A 25940-nucleotide genomic window follows, 5' to 3' on the forward strand; every position below is an offset into this window, starting at 1 on the left:
GTTTTTTAATGGAAAAGACCAAGCTGGCGGCACCGTCTTCGGTGCCGCGTCACGTCGCGATCATCATGGATGGCAACAATCGCTGGGCGAAGAAGCGCCTGTTGCCCGGCGTTGCCGGGCACAAGGCGGGTGTCGATGCCGTGCGTGCGGTCATCGAAGTCTGCGCCGAGTCTGGGGTCGAAGTACTGACCCTGTTCGCCTTCTCCAGCGAGAACTGGCAGCGCCCGGCCGAAGAGGTCGGTGCGTTGATGGAGTTGTTCTTCTCGGCACTGCGCCGCGAGGCCAAGCGGCTGAATGACAACAACATCAGCCTGCGCATCATTGGTGACCGTTCGCGCTTCCACCCTGAGCTGCAAGCAGCGATGCGCGAGGCCGAGGCGGCCACTGCCGGCAGCAATAGGTTCATTCTGCAGATTGCCGCCAACTACGGTGGTCAGTGGGATATCGCCCAGGCGGCCCAACGCCTGGCGCGGGAAGTCCAGGCCGGTCATCTGCGTCCGGACGACATCACCCCCGAGCTGTTGCAGACCTGCCTGGCCACCGGCGACCTGCCGCTGCCCGACCTGTGCATCCGTACCGGTGGCGAGCGGCGCATCAGCAACTTCCTGCTGTGGCAGCTGGCCTACGCCGAGCTGTACTTCTCCGACCTGTTCTGGCCGGACTTCAAACACGAGGCCATGCGTAACGCGCTGGCCGATTTCGCTTCGCGCCAGCGCCGCTTCGGTAAGACCAGCGAGCAGGTCGAAGCCGGAGCCCGTGCTTAATGCTTAAACAACGCATCATTACTGCGCTGATCCTGTTGCCGGTCGCGCTGGGCGGTTTCTTCCTGCTCAACGGTGGGGATTTCGCCTTGTTCATCGGCTTCGTGGTCACGCTGGGTGCCTGGGAGTGGGCGCGCTTGGCCGGGCTGGTGGCCCAGCCGCTGCGCATTGCCTATGCCGCGGTGGTCGCTGGCGCGCTGATGCTGCTCTACCTGATGCCCGACCTCGCGCCCTGGGTGCTGGGTGCCTCGGTCATCTGGTGGGCGCTGGCCACCTGGCTGGTGCTGACCTACCCGCGCAGCAACGAGTTGTGGGCCAGCGCCGCCTGTCGTTTGCTGATCGGCCTGCTGATCCTGTTGCCGGCCTGGCAGGGGTTGGTGCTGCTCAAGCACTGGCCGCAGGGCAACTGGCTGATCCTGGCGGTCATGGTGCTGGTCTGGGCCGCTGACATCGGCGCCTACTTCTCGGGGCGTGCCTTCGGCAAGCGCAAGCTGGCGCCGCAGGTCAGCCCGGGCAAGAGCTGGGAAGGTGTCTACGGTGGGCTGGCCGTCAGCCTGCTGATCAGCCTGGGCGTCGCCCTGTACCGCGACTGGAGCCTTGGCCAGTTGCTGCTGGGCCTGCTGGGTGCAGTGGTAGTGGTCATGTCCTCGGTGGTCGGTGACCTGACCGAGAGCATGTTCAAGCGCCGTGAAGGGATCAAGGACAGCAGCAACCTGCTGCCCGGCCACGGTGGCGTGCTCGACCGTATCGACAGCCTGACCGCGGCCATTCCGATGTTCGCCGTGCTGCTGTGGGCCGCCGAGTGGGGTGTGCTGTGAGTGCCGTGCAGCGCATAACGGTGCTGGGCGCCACCGGCTCCATCGGCCTGAGTACCCTGGATGTCATTGCTCGACACCCCGAGCGCTACCAGGTGTTCGCCCTGACCGGCTACTCCCGTGTCGACGAGTTGCTGGCGCTGTGCGAACGCCATCGTCCGGCGTTCGCCGTGGTGCCGAGCGCCGAAGCGGCCATCCGTCTGCGTGAAGGCCTGGCTGCTGCGGGCTGCGCCACCGAAGTGCTCGAGGGCGAGGCGGGGTTGTGCCAGGTTGCGGCCGCGCCGGAAGTGGACGCGGTGATGGCGGCCATCGTTGGCGCCGCAGGCTTGCGTCCAACCCTGGCGGCCGTCGAGGCGGGCAAGAAGGTACTGCTGGCCAATAAGGAAGCGCTGGTGATGTCCGGCGCGCTGTTCATGGACGCCGTGCGTCGCAGTGGCGCTGTGCTGTTGCCGATCGACAGCGAGCACAATGCGATCTTCCAGTGCATGCCCGGCGACTACGCCCGCGGCCTGAGCGCGGTGGGGGTGCGACGCATCCTGCTCACCGCCTCGGGCGGCCCGTTCCGCGAAATGCCTGCGGCGGCGCTGGTGGATGTCACGCCTGAACAAGCCTGTGCCCATCCCAACTGGTCCATGGGGCGCAAGATTTCGGTCGATTCGGCCAGCATGATGAACAAGGGCCTGGAGCTGATCGAGGCCTGCTGGCTGTTCGATACGACGCCTGCGACCGTGGAGGTGGTGGTGCACCCGCAAAGCGTGATCCACTCGCTGGTCGACTATATCGATGGCTCGGTGCTCGCCCAGCTGGGCAACCCGGACATGCGCACCCCGATTGCCAACGCCTTGGCCTGGCCGGAGCGTATCGATTCGGGGGTTGCACCACTTGACCTGTTCGCCATCGCCCGTCTGGATTTCCAGGCCCCCGACGAACAGCGCTTCCCTTGCCTGCGCCTGGCGCGTCAGGCTGCCGAGGCGGGCAATAGTGCGCCAGCGGTGCTCAACGCCGCCAACGAAGTGGCGGTGGACGCGTTCCTGGCGCGGCGTATCCGCTTCCCGGAGATCGCGGGTATGATCGAACAGGTGCTCGAACAAGAGCCTGTGGTGCCGGTTGCCACGCTCGATGCGGTGTTCGCCGCCGACCAGCGTGCGCGGGAGCTGTCCCGTGAGTGGCTCAGGCGCCACGGCCGCTGAGCGGCAGCACCGAACGTCTTGCGGAGATAGCACATGACTGCGCTGTACATGATTGTTGGCACCCTGGTGGCATTGGGTGTGCTGGTCACCTTTCACGAGTTCGGTCACTTCTGGGTGGCGCGGCGCTGTGGCGTCAAGGTTCTGCGCTTCTCGGTAGGCTTCGGCACGCCATTATTGCGGTGGCATGACAAGCAGGGTACCGAGTTCGTGGTGGCAGCCATCCCTCTGGGTGGCTACGTCAAAATGCTCGACGAGCGCGAAGGCGAGGTTCCGCCAGCGCTGATCGAGCAATCGTTCAACCGCAAGTCGGTGCGCCAGCGCATCGCCATCGTTGCCGCCGGCCCTATCGCCAACTTCCTGCTCGCCATCCTGTTCTTCTGGGTCATTGCCATGCTCGGCACCCAGCAAGTGCGCCCGGTTATCGGCACTGTCGAGTCGGGCAGCCTGGCGGCTGTGGCCGGCTTGAGCGCGGGTCAGGAAATTGTCTCGATTGATGGTGAGCCGACCAATGGCTGGTCGGCGGTCAACCTGCAACTGGTGCGTCGCCTCGGCGAGAGCGGCACCCTGCGCGTGGGGGTGCTCGATGCAGGTGCAACGGCCCCGCAGCAGCGTGATATCCAGCTGAGCCATTGGCTCAAGGGCGTCGATGAGCCCGACCCGATCCAGTCTCTGGGCCTGCGCCCGTGGCGCCCGGCAGTGACGCCGGTACTGGCCGAGATCGATCCGAAGGGCCCTGCCGCAGCGGCAGGGCTCAAGACCGGCGACAAGCTGTTGGCCCTCGATGGCGTGGCGTTGGCTGACTGGCAGCAGGTGGTCGATGCCGTTCGCGCCCGCCCTGAACAAAAGGTCGATGTGCGCATCGAACGTGACGGCGCGCAGCTGGAGCTGCCGGTAACGCTGGCGCGCAAGGGCGAAGGCCAGGCCACCGGTGGTTATCTGGGTGCCGGTGTGAAAGGTGCGCAATGGCCGCCAGAGATGCTCCGCGAAGTCAGCTACGGCCCGCTCGAGGCCGTGGGCGAGGGCCTTTCGCGGACCTGGAGCATGAGCGTCCTGACCCTTGAATCGTTGAAGAAAATGCTGTTCGGGGAGCTCTCGGTAAAAAACTTGAGCGGACCGATAACCATTGCTAAAGTGGCGGGCGCTTCAGCCCAGTCGGGCGTTGGGGATTTCCTGAATTTCCTGGCCTACCTGAGCATAAGCCTGGGGGTTCTGAATTTGCTGCCAATTCCAGTACTGGATGGGGGGCATTTGCTGTTCTACCTGATCGAGTGGGCGCGCGGTCGTCCGCTCTCGGATCGGGTGCAGGGTTGGGGGGTCCAGATCGGTATCAGTTTGGTCATAGGGGTGATGTTGCTCGCCCTGATCAACGATCTGGGTCGACTATAAAAGCTTCGCTCAATCGCGAAACCTGCTGCCTCATCGCGGCGGGTAGTTTATTGCCAGTTGGAATAAAAGGACTTCATGAAACGTCTGCTGCTAACTGCGGTCCTCTCCGCACTGATGATCGCTGAAGTTCACGCCGAGTCCTTCACCATCTCCGATATTCGTGTCAACGGCCTGCAGCGGGTTTCCGCCGGCAGCGTGTTCGGCGCCCTGCCGCTGAACGTCGGCGATCAGGTCGATGACCGCCGTCTGGTCGACTCCACCCGCTCGCTGTTCAAGACCGGTTTCTTCCAGGACATCCAGCTGAATCGCGACGGCAATGTCCTGATCATCAATGTGGTCGAGCGCCCGTCGGTCGCCAGCATCGAGATCGAAGGCAACAAGGCCATCAGCACCGAAGACCTGATGAAGGGCCTGAAACAGTCGGGCCTGGCCGAAGGCGAGATCTTCCAGCGTGCGACGCTCGAAGGCGTGCGTAACGAACTGCAGCGCCAGTATGTGGCCCAGGGCCGCTACTCGGCCGAAGTCGACGCCGAAGTCGTGCCACAGCCGCGCAACCGGGTCGGCCTGAAGATCAAGATCAACGAAGGCACCGTCGCTGCGATCCAGCACATCAACGTGGTCGGCAACACGGTGTTCGACGACGAAACCCTGGGCCAGCTGTTCGAGCTGAAAACCACCAACTGGCTGTCGTTCTTCAAGAACGACGACAAGTACGCCCGCGAAAAGCTGTCCGGTGACCTCGAGCGCCTGCGCTCCTACTACCTGGACCGCGGCTACATCAACATGGACATCGCCTCCACCCAGGTGTCCATCACTCCGGACAAGAAGCACGTCTACATCACCGTCAACATCAATGAAGGCGAGAAGTACACCGTCCGTGACGTGAAGCTCTCCGGCGACCTCAAGGTCCCGGAAGACCAGGTCAAGTCGCTGCTGCTGGTACAGCCTGGCCAGGTGTTCTCGCGCAAGGTGATGACCACCAGTTCCGACCTCATCACCCGTCGCCTGGGTAACGAGGGCTACACCTTCGCCAACGTCAACGGCGTGCCACAGCCCAACGACCAGGATCACACCGTCGACATCATGTTCGTCGTCGATCCGGGCAAGCGTGCCTACGTCAACCGCATCAACTACCGCGGCAACACCAAGACCGAAGACGAAGTGCTGCGTCGCGAAATGCGCCAGATGGAAGGTGGCTGGGCTTCGACCTACCTGATCGACCAGTCCAAGACCCGCCTCGAGCGCCTGGGCTTCTTCAAGGAAGTCAACGTCGAGACTCCGGCGGTGCCAGGCACCGACGACCAGGTCGACGTCAACTACAGCGTCGAAGAGCAGGCCTCCGGCTCGATCACCGCCAGCGTCGGTTTCGCCCAGAGTGCCGGTTTGATCCTGGGTGGCTCGATCAGCCAGACCAACTTCCTGGGTACCGGTAACAAGGTGTCCATCGGCCTGACCCGTTCGGAATACCAGACCCGCTACAACTTCGGCTTCGTCGACCCCTACTTCACTGCCGACGGTGTGAGCCTGGGCTACAACGCCTTCTACCGCAGCACCAACTACGACGACCTCGACGTCGACGTGGCCAGCTATGCGGTCGACAGCCTCGGCGCCGGCGTCAGCCTCGGTTACCCGATCAGCGAGACGTCGCGCCTGACCTACGGCCTGACCGTGCAGCAGGACAAGCTCAAGACCGGCCGTTACACCGTGGACGAGATCTTCGACTTCCTCAAAGAGGAGGGCGACAGCTTCCTGAACTTCAAGGCCTCGGTCGGCTGGTCCGAATCGACCCTGAACAAAGGCGTGCTGGCTACCCGTGGTCACTCGCAGAGCCTGACCCTGGAAACCACCGTGCCGGGCAGCGACCTGTCGTTCTACAAGCTCGACTACCGCGGCCAGCTGTTCAAGCCGATCAACAACGACTACACCCTGCGCCTGCACACTGAACTGGGCTATGGTGATGGCTTCGGCGGTACCTCCGGCCTGCCGTTCTATGAAAACTACTACGCGGGTGGTTTCAACTCGGTACGTGGCTTCAAGGACAGCAGCCTCGGTCCGCGCAGTACCCCAAGTACCGGCAAGAACCCAGGCACCATCGCCGACCCGGACCAGGATCCACTGCCGTTCGGTGGCAACGTGCTGGTGCAGGGCGGTGTAGAACTTCTGTTCCCGCTGCCGTTCGTCAAGGACCAGCGCTCCCTGCGTACTTCGGTGTTCTGGGATGTGGGTAACGTGTTCGACACCAATTGCGGCTCCAAGCCGGATTGCGCCAAGGTCGGTTTCTCCGACATGGCCAGCTCCGTTGGTCTGGGTGTGACCTGGATCACCGCGCTGGGCCCGTTGAGCTTCAGCCTGGCGATGCCGATCAAGAAGCCGGACGACGCCGACACCCAGGTGTTCCAATTCTCTCTGGGCCAGACCTTCTAAGGTCGGCCCTTGCATAACGACAACGGTTTATCCAGGAGTGCATCGTGCGTAAGTTGACCCAACTGGCCCTCGTGGCTGCGGCGCTGGTCGCCACCCCGGCTTTCGCCGAAATGAAGGTTGCCGTGCTGAACTATCAGATGGCCCTGCTCGAATCCGACGCGGCCAAGAAGTACGCCGTTGACGCCGAGAAGAAATTCGGCCCGCAACTGACCAAGCTCAAGGGCCTGGAAAGCAGCGCCAAAGGCATCCAGGACCGCCTGATCAAGGGCGGCGATAAAATGGCCCAGCCTGAGCGTGAGCGCCTGGAGCTCGAATTCAAGCAGAAGGCCCGTGACTTCCAGTTCCAGTCCAAGGAGCTGAACGAAGCCAAGGCCGTAGCCGACCGCGACATGCTCAAACAGCTCAAGCCCAAGCTGGACGGCGCTGTTGAAGAAGTGATCAAGAAGGGTGGCTTTGATCTGGTGCTCGAGCGTGGCGCGGTCATCGATGTCAAACCGCAGTACGACATCACCCGCCAGGTCATCGAGCGCATGAACCAAGCCCGTTGATATGACCGTGACCATGACGCTCGGCCAGCTGGCCGAGGCCCTCGGGGCTGAGCTCAAGGGCCCCGAGGCGCTGCAGATCAGTGGGCTGGCCACCTTGCAGGAGGCCGGGCCCGGGCAGCTGAGCTTCCTCGCCAACAAGCAGTACCGCAAGTACCTGGACAATGCCCAGGCAGGTGCGGTGCTGCTCAAGGCCGAGGACGCCGAAGCATACGCCGGTAACGCACTGATCGTGCCCGACCCATATCTTGCCTATGCGCGCATTTCGCACCTGTTCGACCCCAAGCCCAAGGCTGTGGCGGGAATTCATCCCAGCGCCGTGGTAGCCGAGGACGCACAGGTGGATGCCAGCGCCAGCATCGGCCCGTTCGCGGTGATCGAAGCCGGTGCGCGTATTGGCGCGAACGTCACGGTCGGCGCGCACTGCTTCATTGGCGCCCGTTGCGTCATCGGTGAGGGTGGCTGGCTTGCGCCGCGTGTCACGCTGTATCACGACGTGACCATCGGCAAGCGTGTGGTCATCCAGTCGGGCGCCGTGATCGGTGGCGAGGGCTTCGGTTTCGCCAACGAGAAGGGTGTGTGGCAGAAGATTGCCCAGATCGGTGGCGTGACCCTGGGCGATGACGTGGAGATTGGCGTGAACACCGCCGTCGACCGCGGCGCGCTGTCGGACACCCTGATCGGCAATGGCGTCAAGCTCGACAACCAGATCCAGATCGCCCACAACGTGCAGGTCGGTGACCACACGGCGATGGCGGCCTGCGTCGGTATTTCCGGCAGCACCAAGATCGGCAAGCATTGCATGATCGCGGGCGGCGTCGGCATGGTTGGGCATATCGATGTGTGCGACAACGTATTCGTTTCCGGCATGACCATGGTTACCCGTTCGATCACCGAGCCGGGCGGCTATTCTTCTGGCACGGCCATGCAACCACTGGCCGAATGGCGCAAGAGTGCCGCGCGGATTCGCCAGTTGGACGAGACGGCCAAGCGCCTGCAGCAGCTGGAAAAACGTGTCGATACAGTGACCTCAGGTGGCCAGCCGACATCAGAAGGCTAATACCGCTTTCTGAGCAAGCGTTCAAAATCGCTAGCTGGCTCCTCTTTGGATCTGCAAAAGGAGCGTGTGGTCAGCACCTGCGCTCCCTATTCTTATTACAGGCTTCCCCCCGAAATGATGGACATCAACGAGATTCGCGAATACCTGCCTCACCGTTACCCGTTCCTGCTGGTGGACCGGGTGACGGATCTGGACTTCGAGGCCCAGAGCATTCGTGCCTACAAGAATGTCAGCATCAACGAGCCGTTCTTCAACGGCCATTTCCCGGCGCACCCGATCATGCCGGGCGTGCTGATCATCGAGGCAATGGCCCAGGCTGCCGGGATTCTCGGTTTCAAGATGCTCGATGCCAAACCGGCTGATGGCACCCTGTACTACTTCGTCGGCTCCGACAAGCTGCGCTTCCGCCAGCCTGTGCTGCCGGGCGACCAGTTGGTGCTGGAAGCCAAGTTCATCAGCCGCAAGCGCATGATCTGGAAGTTCGAATGCCGTGCACTGGTTGACGGCAAGGCCGTCTGCTCGGCAGAAATCACTTGCGCGGAACAGTCCCTATGAATTCGATTGACCCTCGGGCGATCATCGATCCTTCGGCCAAGCTGGCCGACGGCGTCGAGGTCGGCCCTTGGTCGATCGTAGGCCCTGACGTGGAAATCGGCGAGGGTACCGTCATCGGTCCCCATGTGGTGCTCAAGGGCCCGACCCGCATTGGCAAACACAACCGTATCTACCAGTTCAGCTCCATCGGTGAAGACACCCCGGACCTGAAGTACAAGGGTGAACTCACTCGCCTGGTGATCGGTGATCACAATGTGATTCGCGAGGGTGTCACCATCCATCGCGGTACCGTGCAGGACCGTTCGGAAACCACCCTGGGCGACCACAACCTGATCATGGCCTACGCGCACATCGGCCACGACAGCGTGATCGGCAACCACTGCATCCTGGTCAACAACACTGCGTTGGCTGGCCATGTGCACGTGGGTGATTGGGCGATCCTCTCCGGCTACACGCTGGTCCACCAGTATTGCCACATTGGTGCCCACGCCTTCTCCGGCATGGGCACGGCGATCGGCAAGGACGTCCCGGCTTTCGTCACGGTATTCGGCAGCCCAGCCGAAGCACGCAGCATGAACTTCGAAGGTTTGCGCCGTCGCGGTTTCAGCGACGAAGTGCTGCACGCTCTGCGCCGCGCCTACAAGGTGGTCTATCGCCAGGGTCTGACGGTCGAGGAAGCGCTGAAGGAACTCGAGGATTTGGCCAGCCAGTTCCCTGAAGTCGAAGTGTTCCGCAAATCGATCGTCGATTCCGCCCGCGGCATCACCCGCTGATATGGCCCAACTCTGTGTTGCGTTGGTCGCGGGTGAGGCCAGCGGCGATATCCTTGGCTCCGGTCTGATGCGCGCCATCAAGGCCCGCCACCCCGATGTGCGCTTCATCGGCGTCGGCGGGCCCTTGATGGAAGCCGAAGGCATGACCTCCTACTTCCCCATGGAGCGCCTGGCGGTGATGGGCCTGGTCGAAGTGCTGGGGCGCCTGCGTGAGTTGCTCAAGCGGCGCAAGCTACTGATCCAGGCGCTGATCGACGAAAAGCCCGACGTTTTCATCGGTATCGACGCGCCGGACTTCACCCTCAACATCGAACTCAAGCTGCGTCAGGCCGGGATCAAGACCGTGCACTATGTCAGCCCATCGGTATGGGCGTGGCGGCAGAAGCGCGTGTTGAAGATTCGCGAAGGCTGCGACCTGATGCTGACCCTGCTGCCGTTCGAGGCGCGCTTCTATGAAGAGCAGGGCGTGCCGGTGCGGTTCGTCGGCCACCCGTTGGCTGACACCATACCTTTGGAGGCCGATCGCGCCAGCGCCCGCAGCGAGCTTGGGCTTGCCGCCGGACCGGTGGTGGCGCTGATGCCAGGCAGCCGTGGCGGCGAAGTAGGGCGCCTGGGCGCACTGTTCCTGGATGCTGCCCAGCGTCTGGTCGAGCTGGTGCCAGGCGTGCGCTTCGTGCTGCCCTGCGCGAATGCCGCGCGGCGTGCCCAGCTTGAGCAGATGCTCGCAGGGCGCGAGCTGCCGTTGACCCTGCTGGACGGCCAGTCGCACACAGCCCTGGCGGCGTGCGATGCGGTGCTGATCGCATCCGGTACCGCCACGTTGGAGGCGATGTTGTACAAGCGGCCGATGGTGGTGGCCTATCGCCTGGCACCGCTGACGTACTGGATCCTCAAGCGCATGGTCAAGAGCCCCTACGTGTCGCTGCCCAATCTGCTGGCCCAACGCCTGCTGGTGCCGGAGCTGCTGCAGGACGCCGCCACCAGTGAAGCCCTGGCCCAGACCTTGGCGCCGCTGGTCGAGGACGGCTCGCAGCAGACCGAGAGTTTCGACCAGATCCACCGTACCTTGCGCCGAGACGCCTCCAATCAGGCGGCTGACGCGGTGCTTGCCCTGTTGAAGGATCGCTGACATGCAGATGGGACTGGATTTCAACCTGGTCGAGGATCTGGTCGCCGGCGTCGACGAAGTTGGTCGCGGCCCGCTGTGCGGCGCGGTCGTTACTGCGGCGGTGATCCTCGACCCCCTGCGCCCGATCCTTGGCCTGAACGACTCGAAGAAGCTCACCGAAGCCAAGCGCGAGGCGTTGTTCGACGAGATCTGCGAGAAAGCCCTGAGCTTTTGCATCGCCCGCGCCGAGGTCGAGGAAATCGACCGCCTGAACATCCTGCAAGCCACCATGCTGGCCATGCAGCGCGCGGTCGAAGGGCTGCACGTCACCCCCAAATTGGCACTGATCGATGGCAACCGTTGCCCGAAACTGTCGGTGCCAGCGGCGCCGGTGGTCAAGGGGGATTCCCAGGTGCCGGCCATTGCCGCAGCGTCGATCCTGGCCAAGGTGACCCGTGACCGCGAGATGAGCGCGTTCGAGCTGATCTACCCGGGCTACGGGATCGGCGGGCACAAGGGCTACCCGACGCCGGTGCACCTGGAGGCGCTGGCACGGCTTGGGCCGACGCCGATTCACCGGCGCTCGTTCGCACCGGTGCGGGCTGCCTGGGAAGCCCGTGAGGGGCTGCCCACTTCCTTGATCTGATTCATTGGGGCCGCTGCGCGGCCCTTCGCGGGTAAACCCGCTCCCACAGGGCGCCATAGAGCCTGTGGGAGCGGGTTTACCCGCGAAGGGGCACGCAGCGGCCCCAAACTTTTTGCCCGTTTACGCTACAATCCCGCCCTTGTCGTTCAGCACTGCTACAGGACTTTCCATGTCGGTCTCCTTCATTCACCTTCGCGTGCATTCCGAATTCTCCCTGGTCGACGGCCTGGTGCGGATCAAGCCGCTGGCCAAGGCCCTGGCCGGGATGAACATGCCGGCGGTGGCGATCACCGACCAGAGCAACATGTGCTCGCTGGTGAAGTTCTACAAGACCGCCATGGGCGCCGGTATCAAGCCGATCTGTGGCGCGGACCTGTGGCTGGCGGGCAGCGATCCCGAGGCACCGCTGTCGCGGATCTGTTTCCTGGCCATGAACCCCCAGGGCTATCGCAACCTCACCGAGCTGATCTCCCGTGGCTGGACCGACGGCCAGCGCAACGGCCTGGTGATCATCCAGCGCGACTGGATCGCCCCGGCCAGCGAGGGCCTGATCGCCCTGTCCGCAGGCAAGGAAGGCGATATCGGCGCGGCGTTGATGGCGGGTCGCGAGAGTGAGGCCGAGGCCCTGCTCGGCGACTGGATGGGCATGTTCCCGGAGCGCTTCTACGTCGAGGTGCAGCGCACCAACCGCGCCGGTGACGAAGAATACGTGCACGCCGCCGTGGCCCTGGCCGACAAGCTCGGCGCGCCGCTGGTGGCGACCAACGACGTGCGTTTCATCAAGCAGTCGGACTTCGACGCCCATGAAACCCGGGTCTGCATCGGCGAAGGCTGGACCCTCGACGATCCGCGTCGGCCACGTGGCTACAGCGACCAGCAGTACCTCAAGTCCGCCGAAGAGATGGCCGAGCTGTTCAGCGACCTGCCCGACGCCATCGCCAACACCGTGGAAATCGCCAAGCGCTGCAACATCACCGTGCAGTTGGGCAAGTACTTCCTGCCCGATTTCCCCACGCCCAATGGCATGGGCATCGACGACTACCTGCGCCATGTCTCCCACGAAGGCCTGGAAGAGCGCCTGGCGGTGCTCTGGCCGAAAGAGACCACGCCAAACTACGAAGAGAAGCGCCAGGTCTACCTGGACCGCCTGAAGTTCGAACTGGACATCATCATCCAGATGGGCTTCCCCGGTTACTTCCTGATCGTTATGGACTTCATCAAGTGGGCCAAGAACAACGACGTGCCGGTTGGCCCGGGCCGGGGCTCGGGTGCCGGCTCGCTGGTAGCCTATGTACTGAAGATTACCGACCTCGACCCGCTGGCCTACGACCTGCTGTTCGAACGTTTCCTCAACCCTGAACGTATTTCCATGCCCGACTTCGACGTCGACTTCTGCATGGATGGCCGCGACCGGGTGATCGACTACGTGGCCGAGGCCTATGGCCGCAATGCGGTCAGCCAGATCATCACCTTCGGCACCATGGCCGCCAAGGCGGTGGTGCGCGACGTGGCGCGGGTACAGGGCAAGTCCTACGGCCTGGCCGACCGGCTGTCGAAGATGATCCCGTTCGAAGTGGGCATGACCCTGGAGAAGGCCTACGAGCAGGAAGAAATCCTGCGCGACTTCCTCAAGAGTGACGAGGACGGCCGCGAGATCTGGGACATGGCCCTCAAGCTCGAGGGTGTCACCCGTGGTACCGGCAAGCACGCCGGTGGTGTGGTAATCGCCCCGACCAAGCTCACCGACTTCTCGCCGATCGCCTGTGACGAAGAGGGCGGCGGCCTGGTGACCCAGTTCGACAAGGACGACGTCGAGGCTGCTGGCCTGGTGAAGTTCGACTTCCTCGGCCTGCGTACGCTGACCATCATCAAATGGGCGATGGAGATCATCAATCGCGAGCAGAAGAAGAACAATCTGCCCGACGTGAACATCGACTTCATCCCGCTGGATGACCGCAAGACCTACGAGCTGCTGCAAAAGGCCGAGACCACGGCGGTGTTCCAGCTCGAATCCCGCGGCATGAAAGAGCTGATCAAGAAGCTCAAGCCCGACTGCCTGGAAGACCTGATCGCACTGGTGGCGTTGTTCCGTCCCGGCCCGCTGCAGTCGGGCATGGTGGACGACTTCATCAACCGCAAGCACGGCCGCGCCGAGCTGGCCTACCCGCACGCCGACTACCAGTACGAAGGCCTCAAGCCGGTACTGGCGCCCACCTACGGCATCATCCTGTACCAGGAACAGGTGATGCAGATCGCCCAGGTGATGGCCGGCTACACCCTCGGCGGCGCCGACATGCTTCGCCGGGCGATGGGTAAGAAAAAGCCCGAGGAGATGGCCAAGCAGCGTGGCGGTTTCATCGAGGGTTGCGTTGGCAACAACATCGATGCGGACCTGGCCGGTAACATCTTCGACCTGGTAGAGAAATTCGCCGGTTACGGCTTCAACAAGTCCCACTCCGCGGCCTATGGCCTGGTTTCCTACCAGACCGCCTGGCTGAAGACTCACTACCCGGCGCCGTTCATGGCCGCGGTACTGTCGGCGGACATGCACAACACCGACAAGGTGGTGGTGCTGGTCGAGGAAGTGCGCAGCATGAAGCTGCGTCTCGATGCGCCGGACGTGAACTTCTCCGACTTCAAGTTCGCCGTCAACGACGATGGCCGCATCGTCTATGGCCTGGGTGCGATCAAGGGCGTGGGCGAGGGGCCGGTGGAGGCGATTGTCGAGGCGCGGGCGCAAGGTGGCCCGTTCAAGGACCTGTTCGACTTCTGCGAACGCATCGACCTCAAGCGGGTCAACAAGCGTACCCTCGACGCGCTGATCCGCAGCGGTGCGCTGGACCGCCTGGGCCCGCACTTCCATGACGAGATCAAGGCCTACCAGGCCAACATCGACATCAACCGCGCCACCTTGCTGTCGGCGCTGGGCGAGGCCGTCAAGGCTGCCGAGCAGGCGGCGCATACCGCCGACAGTGGCCACGTCGACCTGTTCGGCAGCATGTTCGACGCGGCGGATGTCGACGTCTACGCCAACCACCGCAAGGTGCGCGAGCTGACGCTCAAGGAGCGCCTCAAGGGCGAAAAGGACACCCTCGGGCTGTATCTTACCGGCCACCCGATCGACGAATACGAGACCGAGATCCGCCGCTTCGCCCGCCAGCGCATCGTCGACCTCAAGCCGGCGCGTGACACCCAGACCATTGCCGGGATGATCATTGCCCTGCGGGTGATGAAGAACAAGAAAGGCGACAAGATGGGCTTCGTGACCCTGGACGACCGCTCCGGGCGCATCGAAGCCTCGCTGTTCGCCGACGCCTTCATGGCCGCGCAGGCGCTGCTGCAGACCGACGCCATGGTGGTGGTGGAAGGGGAGGTCAGCAACGATGACTTCTCCGGCGGCCTGCGCCTGCGGGTCAAGACCGTGATGACCATGGAGGATGCACGCACCAAGCTGGCCGAGAGCCTGCGCCTGAAAGTCGCCCATGAGGCGCTCAAGGGCGATCGGCTGAAGTGGCTGGGCGAGCTGATCACCCGTCATCGCGGGGGCTGCCCGATCACCCTGGAGTACACCGGCAGCGACGCCAAAGCCATGCTGCAGTTCGGCGACCAGTGGTGTATCGACCCGGCCGATGGCTTGATTCAGGCACTGCGTGACCAGTTCGGGCGTGAGAACGTCTTCCTGCAATACCGTTGAAACGACGAATTTTAATCTCGACCTTTATGCGCCTGATCCCTTAAGGTAGGGCGCCACACGGATCAACCGGCCGGCCGCCTGGCCGTAGACCCAAGACGGAAGCCTATGAACCCGAATTTCCTCGATTTCGAACAGCCGATTGCCGACCTGCAAGCCAAGATCGAAGAGCTGCGCCTGGTGGGCAACGACAACTCGCTGAACATCAGCGATGAAATTGCCCGTCTGCAGGACAAGAGCAGCACTCTGACCGAGAGCATCTTCGGCAACCTGACCAGCTGGCAGATCGCGCGCCTGGCCCGTCACCCGCGCCGCCCGTATACCCTCGACTACATCGACCACATCTTCACCGAGTTCGAAGAGCTGCACGGCGACCGTCACTTCGCCGACGACGCCGCCATCGTCGGTGGTACTGCGCGCCTCAACGACAAGCCGGTGATGGTCATCGGTCATCAGAAAGGCCGCGAAGTGCGCGAGAAGGTTCGCCGCAACTTCGGAATGCCGCGCCCTGAGGGCTACCGCAAGGCGTGCCGCCTGATGGAAATGGCCGAGCGCTTCAAGATGCCGATCCTGACCTTCATCGATACCCCGGGCGCCTACCCGGGCATCGACGCCGAAGAGCGCAACCAGAGCGAAGCCATCGCCTGGAACCTGCGTGTCATGGCGCGCCTGAAGACCCCGATCATCGCCACCGTGATCGGTGAAGGTGGTTCCGGCGGTGCACTGGCCATTGGCGTGTGCGACCAGCTGAACATGCTGCAGTACTCGACCTACTCGGTGATCTCGCCGGAAGGCTGTGCCTCGATCCTGTGGAAGACCGCCGACCGTGCCGCCGACGCTGCCGAGGCCATGGGCGTGACCGCCGATCGCCTGAAGAGCCTGAACATCGTCGACAAGGTCATCCAGGAGCCGCTGGGCGGCGCCCACCGTGATCCGGCCAAGGTCTCTGCAAGCATCCGTGCCGACCTGATCGAACAGCTGGACATGCTCGGCAAGCTCGACAACGATGCGCTGCTCAAGCGCCGTTACGATCGCCTGATGAGCTACGGCCTCTGATCGTAGTCTGACGCCCTCGATCGCGGGGCTAGCCCGCTCCCACGTTCTGTAGCGTGGGAGCGGGCTAGCCCCGCGATGCGATTTGAAGAGGGACTACTATGCTCGACCTCGCTGCGCAACTCTCTCCCTGGCTCAACGCCCCCGCGTGGTACATCGCCTTCTCCGGCGGCCTCGATTCCACCGTCCTCCTGCACCTGCTGGCCGACTACGCCCGCCACCACCCCGCGCCGCCGCTGCGTGCCGTCCATGTGCATCATGGTCTGCAGGCTGCCGCCGATGCATGGCCCGCCCATTGCAAAACCGTCTGTGATGCCCTGGGCATCGAGTTGGAAGTCATTTGCGTGCAGGTAGCCCCGGGTGCCAGCCTCGAGCAGGCTGCCCGCGATGCGCGCTACACCGCCTTCGAAAAGCTGCTCGCCCCGGGCGCCGTGCTGTTCACCGGCCAGCACCGTGATGATCAGGCCGAGACCCTGCTGTTCCGCCTGCTGCGCGGCGCCGGATTGCGTGGCCTGTCGGCCATGCCCGAGGCGCGGCCGCTGGGGCAGGGTGGGCTCGTTCGCCCAATGCTCAAACTGTCGCGCGAGCAATTGCAGGCCTATGCCCGGAGCAAGGGGCTGGTGTGGGTCGATGATCCCAGCAATACCGACACCACCTACGCCCGCAACTACCTGCGTGGTGAGGTGTTGCCGCTGCTCAGGCAGCGCTGGCCCCAGGCCGAAGCCAATCTGGCGCGCAGCGCCGAGCACTTGGGCGAGGCATTGGGCTTGCTGGACGAGCTGGCCGCAGCCGACCTGGCGACGGCCTGCGGCAATGCGCCGCTGCCCTGGCTCGGGCTGGACTCCCTCGACCTCGCCACCCTCGCGGCGTTGTCGCCGGCGCGCCAGCGCAATGCCCTGCAATACTGGCTTGGCCGGCGCACCCGGTTGCCCGACAGCCGCCACTGGGCGGGCTGGAACGATCTGCGCGACGCCGCAGCCGACGCCCGGCCGGTGTGGCGCCTGACTGATGGCGAGCTGCAGCGCAGCCATGGACGCATCTGGTGGTTGAGTGGCGAGTGGCAGCGCACGCCATCGGCGCAGCCGGCCTGGCAGGATCCGACCCAGCCGCTGGCATTGCCGGGCAACGGCCATGTGCGCTTGGCCGCGCAATCAACCGCTGCGGGCCTGCGCATTGCCTATCGCCAGGGCGGCGAAGTGCTGGAGCTTCCCGGCCGTGGCCGACGCGACCTCAAGCGCCTGCTCAACGAGCTGCAGGTCCCGCATTTCGTGCGTCCGCGTCTGCCGCTGCTGTATCAGGGCGAGCGCTTGCTGGCGGTGGCCAACCTGCCCGAGCTGGGGGCGGCAAATTGCCAGTTGCACTGGCAGCCGCCGACCAGCGTGCAAGGTTTGAGCTGAAGGGTACATTCCGGTAGACTACCCTCCCTTCTTGATACAACTTCTGTGGGTTCCTCGAAAACACAGGGGTTGCCGATTACCAAGCAGTTTTTTGCTGGGCTGATTCTTAAAATGACGAGCGAGCTCCATGCCGGGGATACCCCTGGTCTGTACAGACGCGGCAGTTGTTCGAGATGCACTGTGATTGACGCAGGTGATCGGGGGCTTCGGCCTTCCTTCGCTTTCTCCGGCGGCCCATGCCGCCTTAACGCAGACTTCTAGGGTTTTTCATGACGCGCTACATATTCGTCACGGGCGGTGTTGTTTCTTCATTGGGGAAAGGCATTGCCTCGGCTTCCCTGGCGGCCATCCTGGAAGCGCGGGGGCTCAAAGTCACCATGCTCAAGCTGGACCCGTACATCAACGTCGACCCGGGCACCATGAGCCCGTTCCAGCACGGTGAAGTATTCGTCACCCACGACGGCGCCGAGACCGACCTCGACCTGGGCCACTACGAGCGGTTCATCCGCACCACGATGACCCAGAACAACAACTTCACCACCGGCCGTATCTACGAGCACGTGCTGCGCAAGGAGCGCCGTGGTGACTACCTGGGCGCGACCATCCAGGTCATCCCGCACATCACCGACGAAATCAAGCGCCGCATCATCAAGGGCGCCGGCGATGCCGACGTCGCGCTGGTCGAGATCGGCGGCACCGTGGGTGACATCGAGTCGCAGCCGTTCCTCGAGGCCATCCGCCAGCTGCGCGTCGAAGTGGGCTCCAAGCGTGCCATGCTGATGCACCTGACGCTGGTGCCGTACATCGCCACCGCCGGTGAGACCAAGACCAAGCCGACCCAGCACTCGGTCAAGGAGCTGCGCTCCATCGGCCTGCAGCCTGACGTGCTGATCTGCCGTTCCGACCACCCGGTCGACGCCTCGTCGCGCCGCAAGATCGCGCTGTTCACCAACGTTGAAGAGCGTGCGGTGATTTCGCTGGAAGACGTCGACACCATCTACAAGATCCCTGGCGTACTGCACGCACAAGGCCTGGACGACTTCGTCGTCGAGCGCTTCGCCCTGCAGTGCAACAGCGCCGACCTGTCCGAGTGGGACAAGGTGGTCGATGCCAAGCTCAATCCTGAGCAGGAAGTGACCATCGCCATGGTCGGCAAGTACATGGAGCTGCTGGACGCGTACAAGTCGCTGATCGAAGCGATGAGCCACGCCGGCATCACCAACCGCACCAAGGTCAACCTGCGCTACATCGACTCCGAAGACATCGAGAACCAGGGCACCAGCCTGCTTGAAGGCGCTGATGCCATCCTGGTCCCGGGCGGTTTCGGCCTGCGCGGTGTGGAAGGCAAGATCACCGCGGTGCAGTACGCCCGTGAGAACAAGGTCCCGTACCTGGGCATCTGCCTCGGCATGCAGGTGGCCGTGATCGAATTCGCCCGTAACGTGATGGGCTGGAAAGACGCCAACTCCACCGAGTTCGACCGCAACAGCGGCCACCCGGTCGTCGGCCTGATCACCGAATGGGCAGACGCCACCGGCGCGGTCGAGACCCGTACCGAAGCCTCCGACCTGGGCGGCACCATGCGCCTGGGCGCACAGGACTGCCAGCTGGCATCGGGCTCGAAAGTGCACGACTGCTACGGCAAGGACATCATCACCGAGCGTCACCGTCACCGCTACGAAGTGAACAACAACCTGCTGCCGCAACTGGTCGACGCCGGCCTGGTGGTCTCGGGTCGTTCCGAAGACGGCGCGCTGGTGGAAGTGGTCGAGTCCAAGGACCACCCATGGTTCGTCGCCTGCCAGTTCCACCCGGAGTTCACCTCGACGCCGCGTGACGGTCACCCGCTGTTCAGCGGCTTCGTCAAGGCAGCCCTGGCACAGAAGAACAAGGCCTGATCCATGACTCAGAAGATCATTCGCGTCGGTAACATCGAGATCGCCAACGACAAGCCGTTCGTCCTGTTCGGCGGCATGAACGTCCTGGAATCCCGTGACCTGGCCCTGAAGGTCTGCGAGGAGTACGTGCGGGTGACCGAGAAACTCGGCATCCCGTACGTGTTCAAGGCCAGCTTCGACAAGGCCAACCGCTCGTCGGTGACCTCGTACCGTGGCCCGGGCATGGAAGAAGGCCTGAAGATCTTCGAAGAGATCAAGCAGACCTTCAACGTGCCGGTGATCACCGACGTACACGAGCCCTACCAGTGCGAGCCGGTGGCCAAGGTGTGCGACATCATCCAGTTGCCGGCCTTCCTGTCGCGCCAGACCGACCTGGTGGTGGCGATGGCCAAGACCGGTGCGGTGATCAACATCAAGAAGGCGCAATTCCTTGCGCCCCACGAGATGAAGCACATCCTCGCCAAGTGCGTCGAAGCCGGCAACGACCAGCTCATCCTGTGTGAGCGCGGTTCGAGCTTCGGCTACAACAACCTGGTGGTCGACATGCTCGGCTTCGGCATCATGAAGCAGTTCGAGTACCCGGTGTTCTTCGACGTCACCCACTCGCTGCAGACGCCGGGCGGCCGTGCCGACTCCGCCGGCGGCCGCCGTGCCCAGGTCACCGACCTGGCCAAGGCCGGCATGAGCCAGGGCCTGGCCGGGCTGTTCCTCGAAGCCCACCCGGACCCGGACAACGCCAAGTGCGACGGCCCGTGTGCCCTGCGCCTGGACAAGCTGGAGCCGTTCCTCGCCCAGCTCAAGCAGCTGGACGACCTGGTGAAAAGTTTTCCGACGGTAGAAACCGCGTAAAGCTCATTTCTCGGGTAAAGTACCGCCCGTTCCACCCCCTGACCTATCGGTCAGGGGGCTCCCTTCATCAGGCCTGCCCGTGCCATGTCGCCTGGTGAACGGCAAGAATTCCCAAAAGTTGCGTTAGTTTCGTCAATTCTGGAGTGCTTACAACAATGGCAAAGATCGTCGACATCAAAGGTCGTGAAGTTCTCGATTCCCGTGGCAACCCCACCGTGGAAGCCGACGTGCTGCTCGACAACGGCATCATCGGCAGCGCCTGCGCGCCGTCGGGTGCTTCCACTGGCTCGCGCGAAGCGCTGGAGCTGCGTGATGGCGACAAGAGCCGTTACCTGGGCAAGGGCGTGCTGAAGGCCGTCGCCAACATCAACGGCCCGATCCGCGAGCTGCTGCTGGGCAAGGACCCATCGGACCAGAAAGCCCTGGACCGCGCCATGATCGAACTGGACGGTACCGAGAACAAGGCCAAGCTGGGCGCCAACGCCATCCTGGCCGTCTCGCTGGCTGCCGCCAAGGCCGCCGCCCAGGACCACGACCTGCCGCTGTATGCGCACATCGCCAACCTCAACGGCACCCCGGGCCAGTACTCCATGCCGGTCCCGATGATGAACATCATCAACGGCGGTGAGCACGCCGACAACAACGTCGACATCCAGGAGTTCATGGTGCAGCCGGTTGGCGCCAAGACCTTCTCCGACGGCCTGCGCATGGGCACCGAGATCTTCCACCACCTCAAAGCCGTGCTCAAGGCCCGTGGCCTGAACACCGCCGTCGGTGACGAAGGTGGCTTCGCGCCGAACCTGGCGTCCAACGAAGACGCCCTGGCCGCCATCGCCGAAGCCGTCGAGAAAGCCGGCTACAAGCTGGGCACCGACGTGACCCTGGCCCTGGACTGCGCCGCTTCCGAGTTCTACGAAGACGGCAAGTACAACCTGTCCGGTGAAGGCAAGTCGTTCGACGCCGAAGGTTTCGCCGAGTACCTCAAAGGCCTGACCGAGCGTTTCCCGATCATCTCGATCGAAGACGGCCTGGACGAGTCCGACTGGGCTGGCTGGAAAATCCTCACCGACAAGATCGGCAAGAAAGTCCAGCTGGTGGGCGACGACCTGTTCGTTACCAATACCAAGATCCTCAAGGAAGGCATCGAGAAGGGCATCGGTAACTCGATCCTGATCAAGTTCAACCAGATCGGCTCGCTGACCGAAACCCTGGAAGCCATCCAGATGGCCAAGGCCGCCGGCTACACCGCGGTGATCTCGCACCGTTCGGGTGAAACCGAGGACTCGACCATCGCCGACCTGGCCGTGGGTACTGCTGCTGGCCAGATCAAGACCGGCTCGCTGTGCCGCTCCGACCGCGTCAGCAAGTACAACCAGCTGCTGCGTATCGAAGAGCAACTGGGTGCCAAGGCCGTCTACCGTGGCCGCGCCGAGTTTCGCGGCTGAGCAAGAGATGGTAAAAAGGCAGCAGCCGAGGCAGCCTGAACATTCGTACTGAATGTTCAGATGCTTCACACGGGTTTCTGTCGACGAAGCCTGGCCTCGGCCAGGCTTCGTGCTATCGGAAGCTCGCTGCGGCGGCCTTATACCCTGGATATCTTCATGCGCAGTCCCTATTGGTTGTTTCTCGTTCTGCTCCTGCTGCTCGGCGGCCTGCAATATCGCCTTTGGGTGGGCAATGGCAGCCTGGCGCAAGTGACCGAGCTCAAGCAGCAGATTGACGAACAGCACGCCGAGAACGAACGGCTGCTGGAGCGTAATCGCGTGCTCGATGCGGAAGTCACGGAGTTGAAGAAAGGTATGGAGACCGTGGAAGAACGGGCTCGACATGAACTGGGGATGGTCAAGGAGGGCGAAACCCTCTACCAGCTGCCGCAAAAATGACCCAGCAATTGCCGGCCTTCTGGGCCGTGATTCCTGCCGCGGGCGTTGGTGCCCGCATGGCTGCCGACCGGCCCAAGCAGTATCTGCAATTGGGCGGGCAGACGATCCTCGAGCATAGCCTCGACTGTTTTCTAGGCCACCCCGCGCTCAAGGGCGTGGTGGTCAGCATTGCCGATCAAGACCCTTACTGGCCCGGCCTGCGCTGTGCCAGCGATGGGCGCATCCAGCGTGCCCCGGGCGGGCGCGAACGTGCCGACTCGGTGCTCAATGCCTTGCTGTTGCTGCATGCCCAGGGGGCGTCGGACGACGACTGGGTATTGGTGCACGATGCGGCGCGGCCGAACCTGGCACGTAGCGACCTGGACCGCCTGCTGGCTGAGCTTGCCGACGATCCGGTGGGCGGCCTGCTGGCGGTCCCGGCCCGAGATACCCTCAAGCGTGCCGGCGCCGATGGCCGGGTGAGCGCCACGGTGGATCGCAGTACCGTCTGGCAGGCGTATACGCCGCAGATGTTCCGTTTGGGCATGCTGCACCGGGCGCTGGCCGAGTGCCTGGTGTCGGATGTGGCGGTCACCGATGAGTCCTCCGCCATCGAGTGGGCCGGCTACGCACCACGGCTGATCGAAGGGCGCAGCGACAACATCAAGGTGACCCGGCCGGAAGACCTGGAGTGGTTGCGCCAGCGCTGGGCGACTCGCCGCTAAAGGTCATTTGCCTGTACCGGCCTCTTCGCGGGTAAACCCGCTCCCACAGGACCTTCGCTGACTTCAGGTGCGGTGAAATCCTGTGGGAGCGGGTTTACCCGCGAAGAGGCCAGCAAGGCCGCCACTGCACTTCAGTCCTGCCGATACTCCGGCAACTGCGCCAACCCTTCCTTGAGATAGTCCACCAACCGTCGCACCTTCGGCGACAGATGCCGCTGCTGCGGATAGAGCGCCCATACCGCCGTATTGGGCGGCTGGTGCGCCTCCAGCAACGACACTAGCGCGCCACTGTGCAGGTGCTCCAGCACGTAATAATCCGGTAGCTGACACAAGCCCATCCCCTGCAACGCCGCATCCAGCACCGCCTGCCCGCTGTTGCAACGCCAGTTGCCCTGCACTCGCTGGCTGAATTCACGCCCATCCTGCTGCAGCGCCCACAGGTCGGAGCTGCCGATCAGGCAATTGTGCCGCGCCAGTTCCGACAGGCTGTGGGGGCGGCCATAACGCTCAAGGTAGGCGGGCGAGGCGCACAGGTACATGCGCCGAGGCGCCAGGCGCGTGGCGACCAGCCGCGAGTCCTGCAGGCGGCCCAGGCGGATCGCCATGTCCATGCCTTCATGCAGCAGGTCGAGGGTGCGGTTGGTCAGTTCCACCTCGACCCGCAATTGCGGGTACTGCGCCATGAACCGCGTCACCAGCGGCACGATGAACCGTTCGCCGTAGGCAACGGCGCAGGTCATGCGCAGCAGGCCTTTGGGTTCGCTCGCCAGGTCGCCCATGGCGCGCAGCGCTTCCTCACGGCCATCCTGCAGGCGCTGGCAATGCTGCAGGAAAGTCTGCCCGGCTTCGCTCAGGGTCACCCGCCGGGTGCTGCGGTACAGCAGGCGGGTCTGCAGGCGTTCTTCAAGGCGGGCGATCTGCCGGCTGATATGGGACGAGGACACCCCCAGGCGCTCGGCGGCCGCGGTGAACTGGCCTGACTCGGCGACCGCGACGAACTCGTCGATGCCTTCCCAGCGACTGCTCATGGATTATCCCTGTATGGCAATAATGTTTTTTAGTTGGCCTGATTATTCATCAAATAGGCATGAATTACACTGCGAGACTGATATCGACACTCTGTCTGGAGACCCATGATGATCAAGTCCCGTGCTGCCGTAGCCTTCGAGGCCAAGAAACCCCTGGAAATCGTCGAAGTGGACGTGGCCATGCCCAAGGCCGGTGAAGTGCTGTTGCGCGTGGTCGCCTCCGGGGTCTGCCACACCGACGCCTACACCCTGTCCGGCGCCGACCCGGAGGGTATCTTCCCGTCGATCCTCGGCCATGAGGGCGGGGCGATCGTCGAGGCGGTTGGCGAGGGCGTCACCTCGGTAGCGGTCGGTGACCACGTGATCCCGCTGTACACCCCGGAATGCGGCAAGTGCAAATTCTGCCTGTCGGGCAAGACCAACCTGTGCCAGGCGATCCGCGCCACCCAAGGCAAGGGCCTGATGCCCGACGGCACCACCCGCTTCAGCTACAAGGGCCAGCAGCTGTTCCACTACATGGGTACCTCGACCTTCTCCGAGTACACCGTGCTGCCGGAAATCTCCGTGGCCAAGATCCAGAAGGAAGCGCCGCTGGAGAAGGTCTGCCTGCTCGGCTGCGGCGTGACCACCGGCATCGGTGCGGTGCTCAACACCGCCAAGGTCAAGCCGGGTGACACCGTGGCCATCTTCGGCCTGGGCGGCATTGGCTTGTCGGCGGTGATCGGTGCCGTCAAGGCCAAGGCCTCGCGCATCATCGCCATCGACATCAACCCGGCCAAGTTCGAGATCGCCCGCCAATTGGGCGCCACCGACTGCATCAACCCGAAGGACTACGACCGCCCGATCCAGGAGGTCATCGTCGACCTGACCGACGGCGGCGTGGACTTCTCCTTCGAGTGCATCGGCAACGTGCAGCTGATGCGTGCGGCGCTGGAGTGCTGCCACAAGGGCTGGGGCGAGTCGGTGATCATCGGCGTGGCCGGTGCCGGCCAGGAAATCGCCACCCGTCCGTTCCAGCTGGTCACCGGCCGCGTCTGGCGCGGTTCGGCGTTCGGTGGCGTGCGTGGCCGCAGCGAGCTGCCGAGCTACGTGGAGATGTCCGAGAAGGGCGAGATCCCGCTGGACACCTTCATTACCCACACCATGGGCCTGGAAGACATCAACAAGGCCTTCGACCTGATGCACGAAGGCAAGAGCATCCGTAGCGTTATCCACTTCTGAGGCCCCTGCCATGACGCTGGAAAACATCTCCTGCCAGAAAAGCTTCGGCGGCTGGCACAAGCGCTACCGGCACAGCTCCAAGGTGCTCGGCTGCGACATGGTGTTCGCCGTGTACCTGCCGCCCCAGGCCGAGCAGGGCGAGAAGCTGCCGGTGCTGTACTGGCTCAGCGGCCTGACCTGCACCGACGAGAACTTCATGCAGAAGGCCGGCGCCCAGCGTCTGGCCGCAGAGCTTGGGCTGATCATCGTCGCCCCTGATACCAGCCCGCGTGGCGAAGGTGTGCCGGGTGATCCGGAGGGCGCCTGGGACTTCGGCCTGGGTGCCGGCTTCTACCTCAACGCCACCCAGCAGCCCTGGGCCCAGCACTACCGCATGCACGACTATGTGGTGGACGAACTGCCGGCACTGATCGAGGCGCACTTCCCTGCGTCCGATCAGCGCAGCATCAGTGGCCACTCCATGGGCGGGCATGGCGCGCTGGTCTGCGCCCTGCGCAACCCGGGGCGTTACCGCTCGGTGTCGGCGTTCTCGCCCATCAGCAACCCGATGGATTGCCCTTGGGGCGAGAAGGCCTTCAGCCGCTACCTGGGCGAAGACCGGGCGCGCTGGCGCGAGTGGGATGCCAGCGTACTGCTGGCCGAGGCGGGTGAATGCCCGCCGTTGCTGGTGGACCAGGGGGATCGCGACGACTTCCTCGAAAAACAGCTCAAGCCAGAGGCGCTGGAGCAGGCCGCCCGCAAGGGCGGGCATGGGCTGATCCTGCGTTTGCAGCCGGGTTACGACCATAGCTACTACTTCATCGCCAGCTTCATCGATGAGCACCTGCGCCATCATGCGGTGGCACTGGGCAGGGTCTGAAAACCTCGCGGGGCAAGCCCGCTCCCACTCCGAGCGTGGGAGCGGGCTTGCCCCGCGATAGGCCTGCTCCAACCCCCCAATCCCCTGCAAAGCA

Annotated in this window: 22 protein-coding genes; 21 read left to right on the forward strand and 1 reads right to left on the reverse strand. The window is 63.7% G+C overall.

The window, feature by feature from the left end:
• Positions 1-8: 8 nt before the first annotated feature.
• The 19 genes from uppS (at position 9) to ispD (ending at position 22738) form a co-directional block, all read left to right on the forward strand.
• Positions 9-764, forward strand: a complete 756-nt coding sequence (gene uppS, locus F6X61_RS16845; protein WP_153787566.1) for a polyprenyl diphosphate synthase — start codon at positions 9-11, stop codon at positions 762-764.
• A complete protein-coding gene (locus F6X61_RS16850) occupies positions 764-1579 on the forward strand; it encodes a phosphatidate cytidylyltransferase (protein WP_153787567.1) in 816 nt (271 codons plus the stop codon). The genes uppS and F6X61_RS16850 overlap by 1 nt, the downstream gene beginning before the upstream one ends.
• Entirely contained in the window at positions 1576-2766 is a 1191-nt protein-coding gene (gene ispC, locus F6X61_RS16855; RefSeq protein WP_153787568.1) for a 1-deoxy-D-xylulose-5-phosphate reductoisomerase, read from the forward strand. Before F6X61_RS16850 ends, ispC begins: the two co-directional genes overlap by 4 nt.
• Positions 2767-2799: 33 nt before the next feature.
• On the forward strand, positions 2800-4152 hold the full coding sequence (gene rseP, locus F6X61_RS16860; protein WP_153787569.1) for a sigma E protease regulator RseP: 1353 nt from the start codon (positions 2800-2802) through the stop codon (positions 4150-4152).
• A 75-nt stretch (positions 4153-4227) separates the two neighbouring features.
• Entirely contained in the window at positions 4228-6576 is a 2349-nt protein-coding gene (gene bamA / locus F6X61_RS16865) for an outer membrane protein assembly factor BamA (protein WP_153787570.1), read from the forward strand.
• A 44-nt stretch (positions 6577-6620) separates the two neighbouring features.
• Positions 6621-7124, forward strand: coding sequence for an OmpH family outer membrane protein (locus tag F6X61_RS16870; protein ID WP_110992415.1), 504 nt, complete (start codon positions 6621-6623; stop codon positions 7122-7124).
• Position 7125: 1 nt separating this feature from the next.
• A complete protein-coding gene (gene lpxD, locus F6X61_RS16875) occupies positions 7126-8181 on the forward strand; it encodes a UDP-3-O-(3-hydroxymyristoyl)glucosamine N-acyltransferase (RefSeq protein WP_153787571.1) in 1056 nt (351 codons plus the stop codon).
• A 114-nt stretch (positions 8182-8295) separates the two neighbouring features.
• Entirely contained in the window at positions 8296-8736 is a 441-nt protein-coding gene (gene fabZ / locus F6X61_RS16880; protein ID WP_125465208.1) for a 3-hydroxyacyl-ACP dehydratase FabZ, read from the forward strand.
• On the forward strand, positions 8733-9509 hold the full coding sequence (gene lpxA, locus F6X61_RS16885; protein ID WP_153787572.1) for an acyl-ACP--UDP-N-acetylglucosamine O-acyltransferase: 777 nt from the start codon (positions 8733-8735) through the stop codon (positions 9507-9509). The genes fabZ and lpxA overlap by 4 nt, the downstream gene beginning before the upstream one ends.
• Position 9510: 1 nt before the next feature.
• Positions 9511-10638 carry a lipid-A-disaccharide synthase gene (gene lpxB, locus F6X61_RS16890; protein ID WP_153787573.1) on the forward strand — a complete coding sequence of 376 codons (1128 nt, stop codon included), beginning with the start codon at positions 9511-9513 and terminating at the stop codon, positions 10636-10638.
• Between the two features lies 1 nt (position 10639).
• On the forward strand, positions 10640-11263 hold the full coding sequence (rnhB, locus tag F6X61_RS16895; RefSeq protein WP_153787574.1) for a ribonuclease HII: 624 nt from the start codon (positions 10640-10642) through the stop codon (positions 11261-11263).
• A 169-nt stretch (positions 11264-11432) separates the two neighbouring features.
• Entirely contained in the window at positions 11433-14957 is a 3525-nt protein-coding gene (gene dnaE, locus F6X61_RS16900) for a DNA polymerase III subunit alpha (protein WP_153787575.1), read from the forward strand.
• A gap of 105 nt (positions 14958-15062) precedes the next feature.
• The gene (locus tag F6X61_RS16905; RefSeq protein WP_153787576.1) at positions 15063-16010 is read left to right on the forward strand and encodes an acetyl-CoA carboxylase carboxyltransferase subunit alpha; all 948 of its coding nucleotides are present in this window, start codon (positions 15063-15065) and stop codon (positions 16008-16010) included.
• Positions 16011-16108: 98 nt separating this feature from the next.
• Positions 16109-17404: a tRNA lysidine(34) synthetase TilS gene (gene tilS / locus F6X61_RS16910; RefSeq protein ID WP_153787577.1), complete on the forward strand. Its 1296-nt coding sequence runs from the start codon at positions 16109-16111 to the stop codon at positions 17402-17404.
• 269 nt (positions 17405-17673) lie between these two features.
• Positions 17674-19302, forward strand: coding sequence for a CTP synthase (locus F6X61_RS16915; protein WP_110992406.1), 1629 nt, complete (start codon positions 17674-17676; stop codon positions 19300-19302).
• Positions 19303-19305: 3 nt separating this feature from the next.
• Entirely contained in the window at positions 19306-20151 is an 846-nt protein-coding gene (kdsA, locus tag F6X61_RS16920; protein ID WP_125859890.1) for a 3-deoxy-8-phosphooctulonate synthase, read from the forward strand.
• 155 nt (positions 20152-20306) lie between these two features.
• Positions 20307-21596 (forward strand): phosphopyruvate hydratase, encoded by a 1290-nt coding sequence (gene eno / locus F6X61_RS16925; RefSeq protein ID WP_153787578.1) that lies wholly within the window; start codon positions 20307-20309, stop codon positions 21594-21596.
• Between the two features lie 156 nt (positions 21597-21752).
• Positions 21753-22034: a cell division protein FtsB gene (ftsB, locus tag F6X61_RS16930; RefSeq protein ID WP_153787579.1), complete on the forward strand. Its 282-nt coding sequence runs from the start codon at positions 21753-21755 to the stop codon at positions 22032-22034.
• Complete coding sequence (gene ispD, locus F6X61_RS16935; RefSeq protein WP_153787580.1) at positions 22031-22738, forward strand: 2-C-methyl-D-erythritol 4-phosphate cytidylyltransferase; 708 nt, start codon at positions 22031-22033, stop codon at positions 22736-22738. Before ftsB ends, ispD begins: the two co-directional genes overlap by 4 nt.
• A 131-nt stretch (positions 22739-22869) precedes the next feature.
• Here the strand turns inward: ispD and F6X61_RS16940 are convergent, their stop codons facing one another.
• Positions 22870-23766, reverse strand: coding sequence for a LysR substrate-binding domain-containing protein (locus tag F6X61_RS16940; RefSeq protein WP_153787581.1), 897 nt, complete (start codon positions 23764-23766; stop codon positions 22870-22872).
• 108 nt (positions 23767-23874) lie between these two features.
• Between F6X61_RS16940 and F6X61_RS16945 the strand changes: the two genes are divergently transcribed.
• The gene (locus F6X61_RS16945; RefSeq protein ID WP_016712915.1) at positions 23875-24987 is read left to right on the forward strand and encodes an S-(hydroxymethyl)glutathione dehydrogenase/class III alcohol dehydrogenase; all 1113 of its coding nucleotides are present in this window, start codon (positions 23875-23877) and stop codon (positions 24985-24987) included.
• Positions 24988-24997: 10 nt separating this feature from the next.
• Positions 24998-25846, forward strand: coding sequence for an S-formylglutathione hydrolase (gene fghA / locus F6X61_RS16950; RefSeq protein ID WP_153787582.1), 849 nt, complete (start codon positions 24998-25000; stop codon positions 25844-25846).
• The last annotated feature ends 94 nt before the right edge of the window (positions 25847-25940 follow it).

The organism is Pseudomonas sp. EMN2, from assembly GCF_009650555.1.
Classification (GTDB): Bacteria; Pseudomonadota; Gammaproteobacteria; order Pseudomonadales; family Pseudomonadaceae; genus Aquipseudomonas; species Aquipseudomonas sichuanensis.

What these genes read in the sequence shown, in the direction of transcription:
- tilS (WP_153787577.1), top strand. Translation starts at nt 16,109, where the DNA reads ATGCTCGACCTCGCTGCGCAACTCTCTCCCTGGCTCAACGCCCCCGCG.
- F6X61_RS16905 (WP_153787576.1), top strand. Translation starts at nt 15,063, where the DNA reads ATGAACCCGAATTTCCTCGATTTCGAACAGCCGATTGCCGACCTGCAA.
- uppS (WP_153787566.1), top strand. Translation starts at nt 9, where the DNA reads ATGGAAAAGACCAAGCTGGCGGCACCGTCTTCGGTGCCGCGTCACGTC.
- ftsB (WP_153787579.1), top strand. Translation starts at nt 21,753, where the DNA reads ATGCGCAGTCCCTATTGGTTGTTTCTCGTTCTGCTCCTGCTGCTCGGC.
- rseP (WP_153787569.1), top strand. Translation starts at nt 2,800, where the DNA reads ATGACTGCGCTGTACATGATTGTTGGCACCCTGGTGGCATTGGGTGTG.
- lpxA (WP_153787572.1), top strand. Translation starts at nt 8,733, where the DNA reads ATGAATTCGATTGACCCTCGGGCGATCATCGATCCTTCGGCCAAGCTG.
- fabZ (WP_125465208.1), top strand. Translation starts at nt 8,296, where the DNA reads ATGATGGACATCAACGAGATTCGCGAATACCTGCCTCACCGTTACCCG.
- lpxD (WP_153787571.1), top strand. Translation starts at nt 7,126, where the DNA reads ATGACCGTGACCATGACGCTCGGCCAGCTGGCCGAGGCCCTCGGGGCT.
- kdsA (WP_125859890.1), top strand. Translation starts at nt 19,306, where the DNA reads ATGACTCAGAAGATCATTCGCGTCGGTAACATCGAGATCGCCAACGAC.
- F6X61_RS16945 (WP_016712915.1), top strand. Translation starts at nt 23,875, where the DNA reads ATGATCAAGTCCCGTGCTGCCGTAGCCTTCGAGGCCAAGAAACCCCTG.
- rnhB (WP_153787574.1), top strand. Translation starts at nt 10,640, where the DNA reads ATGCAGATGGGACTGGATTTCAACCTGGTCGAGGATCTGGTCGCCGGC.
- F6X61_RS16850 (WP_153787567.1), top strand. Translation starts at nt 764, where the DNA reads ATGCTTAAACAACGCATCATTACTGCGCTGATCCTGTTGCCGGTCGCG.
- F6X61_RS16915 (WP_110992406.1), top strand. Translation starts at nt 17,674, where the DNA reads ATGACGCGCTACATATTCGTCACGGGCGGTGTTGTTTCTTCATTGGGG.
- bamA (WP_153787570.1), top strand. Translation starts at nt 4,228, where the DNA reads ATGAAACGTCTGCTGCTAACTGCGGTCCTCTCCGCACTGATGATCGCT.
- dnaE (WP_153787575.1), top strand. Translation starts at nt 11,433, where the DNA reads ATGTCGGTCTCCTTCATTCACCTTCGCGTGCATTCCGAATTCTCCCTG.
- lpxB (WP_153787573.1), top strand. Translation starts at nt 9,511, where the DNA reads ATGGCCCAACTCTGTGTTGCGTTGGTCGCGGGTGAGGCCAGCGGCGAT.
- ispD (WP_153787580.1), top strand. Translation starts at nt 22,031, where the DNA reads ATGACCCAGCAATTGCCGGCCTTCTGGGCCGTGATTCCTGCCGCGGGC.
- F6X61_RS16940 (WP_153787581.1), bottom strand. Translation starts at nt 23,766, where the DNA reads ATGAGCAGTCGCTGGGAAGGCATCGACGAGTTCGTCGCGGTCGCCGAG.
- eno (WP_153787578.1), top strand. Translation starts at nt 20,307, where the DNA reads ATGGCAAAGATCGTCGACATCAAAGGTCGTGAAGTTCTCGATTCCCGT.
- fghA (WP_153787582.1), top strand. Translation starts at nt 24,998, where the DNA reads ATGACGCTGGAAAACATCTCCTGCCAGAAAAGCTTCGGCGGCTGGCAC.